The organism is Microbispora sp. CL1-1 (assembly GCF_012034195.1).
Classification (GTDB): domain Bacteria; phylum Actinomycetota; class Actinomycetes; order Streptosporangiales; family Streptosporangiaceae; genus Microbispora.
The window spans coordinates 81,364-91,334 of record NZ_JAATEK010000032.1; the positions used below are offsets into that span (position 1 = coordinate 81,364).

General features: G+C 70.8%; 8 protein-coding genes. 3 read left to right on the top strand and 5 right to left on the bottom strand.

Annotated features, from left to right (window positions below; genetic code table 11):
* Nucleotides 1-24 precede the first annotated feature (24 nt).
* Entirely contained in the window at nucleotides 25-402 is a 378-nt protein-coding gene (locus HCK04_RS29565; RefSeq protein ID WP_142650648.1) for a VOC family protein, read from the top strand.
* 3 nt (nucleotides 403-405) lie between these two features.
* On the opposite strand, the gene HCK04_RS29570 is transcribed toward HCK04_RS29565, so the two are convergent.
* Complete coding sequence (locus HCK04_RS29570; RefSeq protein ID WP_142650649.1) at nucleotides 406-855, bottom strand: hypothetical protein; 450 nt, start codon at nucleotides 853-855, stop codon at nucleotides 406-408.
* Between the two features lie 86 nt (nucleotides 856-941).
* Between HCK04_RS29570 and HCK04_RS29575 the strand changes: the two genes are divergently transcribed.
* On the top strand, nucleotides 942-1,391 hold the full coding sequence (locus HCK04_RS29575) for a GNAT family N-acetyltransferase (protein WP_142650650.1): 450 nt from the start codon (nucleotides 942-944) through the stop codon (nucleotides 1,389-1,391).
* Here the strand turns inward: HCK04_RS29575 and HCK04_RS29580 are convergent.
* On the bottom strand, nucleotides 1,359-3,410 hold the full coding sequence (locus HCK04_RS29580; RefSeq protein ID WP_142650651.1) for a molybdopterin oxidoreductase family protein: 2,052 nt from the start codon (nucleotides 3,408-3,410) through the stop codon (nucleotides 1,359-1,361). The two genes, HCK04_RS29575 and HCK04_RS29580, sit on opposite strands and share 33 nt — an antisense overlap.
* A 35-nt stretch (nucleotides 3,411-3,445) precedes the next feature.
* Nucleotides 3,446-3,883 carry an RpiB/LacA/LacB family sugar-phosphate isomerase gene (locus tag HCK04_RS29585; RefSeq protein WP_142650652.1) on the bottom strand — a complete coding sequence of 146 codons (438 nt, stop codon included), beginning with the start codon at nucleotides 3,881-3,883 and terminating at the stop codon, nucleotides 3,446-3,448.
* 49 nt (nucleotides 3,884-3,932) lie between these two features.
* Here HCK04_RS29585 and HCK04_RS29590 point away from each other — a divergent pair, with 49 nt between their 5' ends.
* Nucleotides 3,933-6,338: a lysylphosphatidylglycerol synthase transmembrane domain-containing protein gene (locus HCK04_RS29590; protein ID WP_260617449.1), complete on the top strand. Its 2,406-nt coding sequence runs from the start codon at nucleotides 3,933-3,935 to the stop codon at nucleotides 6,336-6,338.
* A gap of 396 nt (nucleotides 6,339-6,734) precedes the next feature.
* On the opposite strand, the gene mgrA is transcribed toward HCK04_RS29590, so the two are convergent.
* Entirely contained in the window at nucleotides 6,735-7,760 is a 1,026-nt protein-coding gene (gene mgrA / locus HCK04_RS29595) for an L-glyceraldehyde 3-phosphate reductase (RefSeq protein ID WP_142650654.1), read from the bottom strand.
* Complete coding sequence (locus tag HCK04_RS29600) at nucleotides 7,757-9,814, bottom strand: S9 family peptidase (RefSeq protein WP_260617450.1); 2,058 nt, start codon at nucleotides 9,812-9,814, stop codon at nucleotides 7,757-7,759. The genes mgrA and HCK04_RS29600 overlap by 4 nt, the downstream gene beginning before the upstream one ends.
* Nucleotides 9,815-9,971 lie beyond the last annotated feature (157 nt).

Sequence of the window (9,971 nt, forward strand, 5' to 3'; positions counted from 1 at the left end):
CTGGTGTCGCGCTTGGCTGGGCGCATGATTGAGATCCACACGACGACGATCGACTGCGCCCGGCCGTACGAGCTGGCCCAGTGGTGGAGCGAGGCCCTGGGCTGGCCGCTCGTCGACTCCGAGCCGGAGGACGACGAGGTCATGCTCGACCGTCCGGGCGGCCCTCCGCACCTGCTTTTCATCCGGGTGCCCGACGGCAAGACCGTCAAGAACCGCCTGCACCTCGACCTGAGGCCCACAGGGGACGGCACCCGCGACCAGGAGGTGGAGCGGCTGCTCGCGCTCGGGGCCAAGCCGTACGAGGACCATCGGACGCCGGACGGCGCCGGATGGGTCACCCTGCTCGACCCCGAGGGCAACGAGTTCTGCGTCTGCCGCAGCGCGGCGGAACGGCGGGCCTGACGCTCAGGCGCCCTTGGCCCGGCCGCGCATCGAGAACGTGAGGACGGCGGTGATCAGCAGCACGAGCGCGCCGCCCCACAGCGCGTCGAAGGCCGCGCCGAAGATGCCCTCGCGGTCGATCACCAGCTGCACCGGATACATGAGGGCCGCCGCGCCGAGGCCCGGGTAGAGCGAGAAGCGCCAGGGGTGGCGCAGCGCCCACAGGCGGGCCTGCCGGGTCACCCGGTCGCCGATGTCGGGCTTGGAGATCGCCCCGATCGCCGCGACGAGGGCGAACACCGTGATCCCCGCGCACAGGGCCCACGTCAGGTCGGCCGGGCCGGGCAGGATGACGCCCAGGATGAAGCTCGTGGCCGCGACCGCCCCACCGGACGTCGCCGCGGCTCGCCAGGGCGCGCCGCGCAGGGCCGCGCCGGCCAAGGACATCTCGTCCATGCGGGTCAGTTCGTTCATGACTACAGCGTGCCTTTTCGGGCCTTTCCGCGGCATCGGGGAAGTCCCTGAGCCGCCCCTGACACCCCCCGGTTAGGCTCCCCGGCATGGATCTGCACTTCCGTACGGCCCGGCGTGAGGACGTCCCCGTCATCGTGGCCATGATCAACGAGGACGCGATCACCGCTGCCCGCCCGTCTTCCGGGGAGCCGGACTACTACGCCGCCTTCGAGGCGGTGGACACCGACCCGCGCAACGAGCTGATCGTCGTGGAGTCGGACGGCGAGGTGATCGGAACCATGCAGCTCACCTACATTCCCGGGCTGTCGCGGCGGGGTGGCGAACGCGCGCTGGTCGAGGCGGTCAGGGTCGCCGTGCCCCACCGCAACCGGGGAATCGGCCGGGAGATGATGCGGTGGGCGATCGAGCGGGCCCGGGAGCGCGGCTGCGCGCTGGTGCAGCTCACCTCCGACAAGGCCCGCACCGAGGCCCACCGCTTCTACGGCTCGCTCGGCTTCACCGCCTCACACGAGGGGTTCAAACTCCTCCTCGTCTGAGAGCGGCGCGACGTCGACGAAGTTGTCGTGATAGATGGGGCCCCGGCCCATGTCGGCGTCCCGCTCCTCCACCAGCGCGTTGGGGTTGGCCCCGCCCGCCAGCTTCGGCCAGTGGCCCTTCGGCGCCGCCACCACGCCCTGCGCCACCCGGTCGCTGACCTCCACGTACGCCCGGAACTCGCCGTTGCCGTTGAAGACCCGGGCGGCCTGCCCGTCCACGAGGCCCCGCGACGCGGCGTCGGCCGGGTTGACCATCACCCGCGGGCCCTTCGAGCGCTTGCGCAGCTCCGGGTTGTTGGCGAACTGCGTGTTCAGGAACGTGTGCGCGGCCGGGGTGATCATGACGAGCGGGTGCGGCCGGTCGGCGGGAGCCGTACTGGCGGTGAACGAGGGCACGTAGCCCGCCACCCGAGGCAGCCCGGCGGCCTCGGCCTTCGCGGAGGCGAACTCCAGCCGCCCGCTCGGCGTCGGGAAACCCTCGGTGAACGGCACGAACGGCTCGGCCACCCGCAGCCGCGCCCACCCTTGCTTGCGGCACTCCTCCACGGAGATCCCCACCTGGGCGAGCGTCTGCTCGGCCAGTTCGAGGTCGCTGTCGTAGAGGGACGGCTCGGTCAGGCCCATCAGCCGGGCGAGCCGCCGGAAGGTCTCGGTCGTGGACAGGCACTCGCCCGGCGGCTCGACGGCGGGCTCGTTCCACACCATGTACATGTGCCCGTAGCCGTGGTGCACGTCGAGGTGCTCGATCTGCATGGTCGCGGGCAGCACGTAGTCGGCGTAGTCGACGGTGTCGGTCGGGAACTGCTCCATCACCACCGTGAACAGGTCCTCCCTCTCCAGCGCCGCCCTGATCCGGTTCTGGTCGGAGGTCGACCCCATCGGGTTGGCCGCGTAGACCCACAGGCACTTCACCGACTCGTCCAGCCCGTCGGCCAGCCGGGTCATCGTGAGCGTACGCACGGGGTGGGGGAGCAGGTCGTCGCGCGGGTCGGGGCCCTTGGGGGCGTGTCCCGAGGTGGAGTAGGCCACGCCGCCGCCCGGATAGCGCCAGTCGCCGGTGACGCCGGGAATGCAGGCGATCATCCGCATCGCGGCCCCGCCGCCTCCGTGCCGCTGGACGCCCATCGTGGCCCGGATGCCGGTCGGCCGGGTGTGCGCGAGCCGTACGCCGAGGGCGCGGATCCGCTCCTCGGGCAGGCCGGTGATCTCCGCCACCAGCGCCGGGGGATGCCTGCGGATCTCGGCCTCGAACTCGTCCCAGCCGGTCGTGTGCTCCTCGATGTACGCGCGGTCCTCCGCGCCCTCCTCCAGCACGACGTGCAGCAGGCCGAGGGCGAGCGCGGCGTCGGTGCCCGGCCGGATCGGCAGGTGCTCGTCCGCCTGGTCGGCGGTACGCGTGCGGATGGGGTCGATCGCCACGACGTACGCTCCGGCGGCGCGGGCGTCCTGGACGAACTTCCACATGTGGTGGCCGCTGGTCAGCGTGTTGGTGCCCCACAGCAGGATGAGCCGCGACAGGGCGAACGTCTCCGGGTCCATGCCGCCGGGAGTGCCGTTGACGTAGCGCAGCCCGTCGTTGCCGGCCCGCGCGCAGATGTTGAGGTCGTGCCGCGACGCGCCCAGGGCGTTCCAGAACCGCCGCCCGGCCTGGCCCGACTCGCCCTGGACATAGCCGAGCGTCCCGGTGCCCTGGTAGGGCCAGATCGCCTCGCCGCCATGCTCCTCGACGATCGACGCCAGCTTGGCCGCGATCTCCGACAGCGCCTGGTCCAGGCTGATCCGCTCGAACCGCCCGGATCCCTTCGGCCCCACCCTCTTCAACGGGTGGAGGACGCGGTCGGCCGACCGCACCTGCTCCAGATAGCGGTTGACCTTCACGCACAACGCCCCGCGCGTGTAGGGGTGGTCGCGGTTGCCGCGCAACCCGACGGCCTCGCCGTCGCGCACGGTGACGACCCAGGAACAGGTGTCGGGGCAGTCGAGCGGACAGGCGCCGAGGACGGGTAGCGACGTGCTCATGGCATCGACGTTAGCGTGCGGCCCACAATCGGTCTCTACCGGATTTCCCCCACGTGGGCGATGTTCGCCGCGTCCTCCGGATCGGTGCTCGGCGACCCGGAGAACCAGGCGTCCAGGATCTCCGTCAGCACCTGCCGGGAGGTGAGGCGGAGGCTGAGCGCGAGCACGTTGGCGTCGTTCCACGTGCGGGCGCCCGCGGCAGTGGCGGCGTCGGTGCACAGCGCCGCACGCACGCCCGCTACCTTGTTTGCCGCTATGGACGCGCCGGTGCCGGTCCAGCAACAGACCACGGCCTGGTCCGCGCGCCCCTCCGCGACGTCCCGCGCCGCGGCGGAGCAGCACCATGCCCAATCGGCCCGGTCGCCGGGGGCCAGTGCTCCATAGAGTGTGACTGAATGGCCGCGCCGTTCCACCTCGGCCGCAAGCTCCGACGCGATTCCGTCGAGGCTGTCCGAGGCCAGGGATATACGCATGCCGTCAATTGTGGACACCGAGTGCGAAGATCGCACAGAATCGCTGGTGGTGAGAGGCATCAAGGAGCAGGACATAACGCTGGACACTCCTGGCCAAGGAGCTGTCCTCGTCGTCGAGCCTCTGCTGCCGCAGCGGATCCGCCGGCCTTCCGACGCACTCCGGTTTCTCCTCACGCTGCTGGCCCTCGCCGCCGTCATCCTCATGGCGCTGGCGCTGCAACGCACGCTCAACGGCCTTGAGACCGACGTACAGGCGGGCACCACCCGCGCCCCCGACGTGCTGTCGGCCGCCGCCGGGCTGCTCGGCGGCGTCTCCGTGCTGATCGTGCCGGTCGCGTTCGCCGTCGAGCGGGTCTTCCACCGCGACGGCATGCGCGTCACCCAGGGACTGATCGCCGCGATCCTCGCCCTGCTGGTCTCCTACGTGCTCGGCGAGTCGCTGGTCCACTCCGGCCCGGCCGATCTCAAGCAGCTCCTCACCGGTGGCAGGGACGTCGAGCCGCTCAACACCGTGCTCACCCCCGCCATCGCGTACGCCACGGCGGTGCGGATGGGACGGCGCCCGAACTGGCGGGCGCTGATGTGGGTCGCGCTGGCCCTCGACGTGTTCGCGCTCTTCACCGCCACAAAGGTCACCGCCCTCGGCGTGATCATGACGTACGTCGTCGGCCTCGCCGTCGGGTTCGGCACGCTCTACGGCATCGGCAGCGCGAACACCAGGCCGCCCGGCAGCGCCGTGCTGGCCGCGCTGCGCAAGCTCGGCTTCATGCCGGTCAGCGCCAGGCGGGTGGAGGACGACAGCTCCGGCAGCCGCCGCTACCTGGTCGGCCTCGTCGACGACCGGCGGATCGACGTGACCGTGCTCGACCGCGACCGGCAGGTGGCGGGCGTCGTCTACCGGCTGTGGCGGCGTTTCCTGCTCAACAACGAGACCCGGCGCAGGGCCATCCGCTCGCTGCGCGCCGAGCTGGAGCGCGAGGCGCTCATGGCGTACGCCGCGCAGGCCGCCGGGGTGCGGCTGCCGCGCCTGCTCGGCACGAGCGAGGTCGGCACCGAGGCGGCGCTGCTCGCCTACGAGCACGTGGACACCCGTCCGGTGAGCGACCTGCGCGACGAGGACTTCGACGACGAGCTGCTGGAGCGGATGTGGGAGCAGGTCCGGCTGCTGCACGCCCATCGCTTGGCCCACCGCCACCTCACCGGCGAGAGCATCCACGTCGACGCCGAGCGCAACGTCTACCTCGTGGACGCGCGCAGCGGCGAGATCGCGGCCGGCGACCTGCTACTGCGGCTCGACATCGCCCAGCTCCTCGCCTACCTCGGCACCCGCGTGGGAGCCGAGCGCTCCGTCAGGTCGGCGGCGAAGGTGCTGGGGGAGAACACGCTGGCCGGGGCGATGCCACTGCTCCAGCGGGTCGCGCTGAGCCGGGACACCCGTACGGCCGCCCGCCGCGACCGGAGGCTCCTGCCCGCCATCCGGGAGCAGATCATCGCGCTGAAGCCGCAGGTCGAGGTCGAGGAGGTGCGGCTCGAACGGTTCCGCCCCCAGACCCTTGTGACGATCATCCTCAGCGTGATCGCGGCATACCTGCTGCTTCCCCAGCTCAGCAAGGTCAACCTGGTCTCCGTCGTGACCACCGCCAACTGGGCGTGGAGCGGGGCGGCGCTGGCCGCGGCCGCGCTGAGCTACGTCGCGGCGGCGATCCTGCTGCGCGGGTTCGTCCCCGAGCCGCTGCCGCTCGGCCGCACCATCCTGGCCCAGCTCGCCGGGTCGTTCGTGAAGCTGGTCGCGCCCGCCGCGGTCGGCGGCGTGGCGATCAACACCCGCTACCTGCAGAAACGCGGCCTGCCGCCCGGCGCCGCCGTCGCGAGCGTCGGCGCGTCGCAGCTCGTCGGCCTGGCCATGCACATCATGATGCTGCTGCTGTTCGGCTACCTCACGGGCACGCAGGCCGCGCCGTCCCTCACCCCGTCGCGCGGACTGCTGATGGTGCTGCTCGGCGTGGCCGTGCTGTTCCTGATCATCCTCGCCGTACGGCCGCTGCGGCGGCTGGTCACCTCGCGGGTGCGCGCCATGTTCTCGGGGGTGATCCCCCGGCTGCTCGATGTGGTGCAGTCGCCCAAGAAGGTCTTCGAGGCGGTGGGCGGGACCATGCTGCTCACCCTCAGCTTCGTGATCTGCCTGGAGGCGTGCGTACAGGCCTTCGGCGGCTCGGCCAGCTTCACGGCCGTCGCCGTGGTGTTCCTGGCGGGCAACGCCATCGGCTCGGCCGCGCCCACCCCCGGTGGCCTGGGGGCGGTGGAGGCGTCGCTGTCGCTCGGCCTCACGGTCGCGGGCCTGCCCTACACGGTCGCCACCTCGGCCGTGCTGCTGTTCCGGCTGATGACGTTCTGGCTCCCCGTCCTCCCCGGCTGGGCCTCCTTCGCCTACCTGCAGCGTCAGAACGCACTCTGAACCGTCCTGCCGCCCGGCATCCCATGCCGGGCGGATGGCGAGCCGGCGAGCCGTGGCTCACGAAGCGCTCACAATCCGCGGCTCGCGAACCGGGGCTCATCACGAACCCGGCCACAAACGGGGGGCTCGCAGGCCGGGGTTCACGAACCGGGGGTCGCGAACCGGGTCGCAAGCGGGGGCTCACAAGCGGGGGCTCGCGAACCGGGTCGCAAGCGGGGGCTCGCAGGCGGAGGTCGCGAACCGGGTCGCAAGCGGGGGCTCGCAGGCGGAGGTCGCGAACCCGGTCGCAAGCCGGGGCTCACAAGCGGAGGCGCGCGCCGGCGGCGCGCGTGTGGCGCTTCTACTCCTTCGCCAACGCGCAGCCTCTGCCGCGCCCTCCGGCTTGTGGACGGAGGCTCATTCCGCGCTGGAAGCGGCCCAGAGATTGATCCCGCAATCGACCGCGTCCTTGTCGATCGCGTCCAGCTCGTCCTGCGTGAAGTCGAGCCGGTTGATCGCGTCGAGGCTGTCGTCGAGCTGCTCGACGCTGGACGCGCCGATCAGCACCGACGTCACCCGCGGGTCGCGGAGCGCCCAGGCCAGGGCCATCTGCGCCAGCGACTGCCCGCGCTGCCCGGCGATCTCGTTGAGCCGCCGGACATGGCGCAGGCTCTCCTCCATCAGCAGGGACGGATCGAGCGACTTGCCCTGGGCCGCCCGCGAGTCCTCCGGGATGCCGTTCAGGTAGCGGCCGGTCAGCATGCCCTGCGCCAGCGGGGAGAACGCGATGCAGCCGACGCCCTCGTCCTCCAGCACGTCGAGCAGCCCGCGCTCGATCCACCGGTTGAGCATGGAGTAGGACGGCTGGTGGATGAGCAGCGGCGTGCCCATGTCTCGGAGGATCGCCGCGGCCTGCCGGGTGCGCTCCGGGGAGTAGGACGAGATGCCCGCGTAGAGCGCCTTGCCCGAGCGGACCGCGTGGGCCAGCGCCCCCATGGTCTCCTCCAGCGGCGTCTCCGGATCGAAGCGGTGGCTGTAGAAGATGTCGACGTAGTCGAGGCCCATCCGCTTCAGCGACTGGTCAAGGCTCGCGAGCAGATACTTGCGCGACCCCCAGTTGCCGTACGGGCCGGGCCACATGTCGTAGCCCGCCTTGGTGGAGATCACCAGCTCGTCGCGGTATCGGGCGAAGTCCTGCTGGTAGAGGTGCCCGAAGTTGATCTCCGCGGAGCCGTACGGCGGGCCGTAGTTGTTGGCGAGGTCGAAGTGGGTGACCCCGCGGTCGAAGGCCCGGCGGAGGATGGCCCGCTGGGTCTCGATCGGCTTGTCGTCGCCGAAGTTGTGCCACAACCCGAGCGACACCGCGGGCAGCCTCAGCCCGCTCCGCCCGGTCCGGTTGTACGGCATGGGTCCATAGCGGCCCTCGGCAGCCACATAGCTCACTCGGTCACTCCAACTCGGTCGAGGATCCAGGAGAGCGCGAACGCCTCCTCACGCCAGGCGTCATAACGGCCGCTGCGGCCGCCGTGGCCGGCGCCCATCTCGGTCTTCAACAGGAACGGGCCGCCCTGCGCGGCGGCGCGGAGCCGGGCGATCCACTTCGCCGGCTCGTGATAGAGCACCCGTGTGTCGTTGAGGCTGGTGGTCGCCAGGATCGGCGGGTAGGTCCGGCCGTCGACGTTCTCGTAGGGCGAATAGGTCTTCATGTAGGCGTAGACCTCGGGGTCATGCAGCGGATCGCCCCACTCGTCCCACTCGGTCACCGTGAGCGGCAGCGACGGGTCGAGGATCGTGTTCAGCGCGTCCACGAACGGGACCTCCGCGACGATCCCCGCGAACTCCTCGGGCGCCAGGTTGGCGACCGCACCCACGAGCAGGCCACCGGCCGAGCCGCCTCTTGCGATGATCTTGTCGGACCATCCCTCGGCCTTCAGGTGCCGCGCGCACGCGACGAAGTCCGTGAAGGTGTTCTTCTTCCTGGTGAGCTTGCCGTCCTCGTACCACCGGCGGCCCATCTCGCCGCCGCCGCGCACGTGGGCGATCGCGAACACGAACCCGCGGTCGAGCAGCGAGAGCCGGGCCACCGAGAAGTAGGGATCGATGGACGACTCGTAGCTGCCGTAGCCGTAGAGCAGGGTGGGGGCGGGCCGGCTCGTGTCCTTCCGGACCACGATCGAGATCGGCACCCTGGTGCCGTCCGGAGCGGTGGCCCACTCGCGGAACTGCTCGTAGTCGGAGGGGTCGTAGCCGCCGAGCACCACCCGCTGCTTCAGCAGGATCAGCTCGCGCGAGCGCAGGTCGTAGTCGTACACCGACGGCGGGGTGACCATGGACGTGTAGCTGAGGCGCAGCCGGCTCGTCTCGAACTCCGCGTTGCCGGTCGGCGCGACGTCGTACAGCGGCTCAGGGAAGGAGATCTCGTACGGCTCGCCGCCGTCGCCTGGCAGGATCCGGACCCCGGTGAGGCCGTCACGGCGGAAGTGGACGCTGACGAAGTCCTTGAACGCGTCGACGTCGAGCAGCCGCGTGTCGTCCCTGTGCTCGATCAGCGGAGTCCAGCTCCCCGGGTCGTCGAGGGGAGCGGTGGCGAGCTCGAAGTTCACGGCGCCGCCGTCGTTGTGCAGCACGAGGAAGCGGTCGCCCGCGTGCTCAAGCGCGTACTCCACGCCGGTCTGCCGGGGCCGGACCACCGCGAACTCGCCTTCCGGGGTGGCCGCGTCGAGCACCCGGACCTCGCTGGTGATCTTGCTGCCGGAGGCCAGCACCAGGTAGCGCTGGCTGCGGGTCAGGCCGATGCTCACCCAGAAGCGCTCGTCGTCCTCCTGGTAGACGACGACGTCGTCCGTCGAGCCGAGTCTGTGCCGGTGGATCCGGTACGGACGCCATGCCTCGTCAACGGTGGTGTAGAAGAACGTGGAGCCGTCGGCCGACCAGGCGCCGCCGTAGAAGACACCCGGAATCTCGTCCGGGAGCACGTCGCCCGTCTCCAGGTCCTTGAACCGGAGAGTGAAGCGCTCGTCTCCGGAGAAGTCGGTCGAGTAGGCGAGCTTCGTGCCGTCGGGGCTGACCGCGCTCGTGCCCATGGAGAAGAAGGGGCTGTCGCCCGCGAGCTCGTTGCCGTCCAGGATCACCTGTTCGCCGGGGAGCGATGTGCCCGGCTCCAGCTTGGGCGGGCTGTCCCCGTCGGCGGCCACCCGGCACTGGATGCCGTACTGCTTGCCCTCTTCGGTCCGGGAGTAGTACCACCAGGCGCCCTTGCGGGTGGGGACCGACAGGTCGGTCTCCAGCGTCCTGCCCTTGATCTCCTTGAAGATGGTCTCCTGGAGGTCCTGCAGGTGGCCGGTCATCTCCTGGGTGTAGGCGTTCTCCGCCTCCAGGTACGCGATGGTGTCGGGGTCGTCCTTCTTGAGCAGCCACGCATACTCGTCGACCACGGTGTCACCGTGATGCGTGCGCTCGAGGGGGACCTTCTTCGCTACAGGCGGCTTGTCGCTCACCCGCCAAAGTCTATGTTCGGCGTGGTCCCGCCAGGCCTTCTCGCTGCGGGCCTGTGGATAACCCGCGCTGGGGGAACACAGCGGCCGGCGCGTCGCGGTCCCGCCGGGAGTCGGAGGGCCGGAATACATCGGGGGTCCCAGGCGGTCGCTTCGAGTT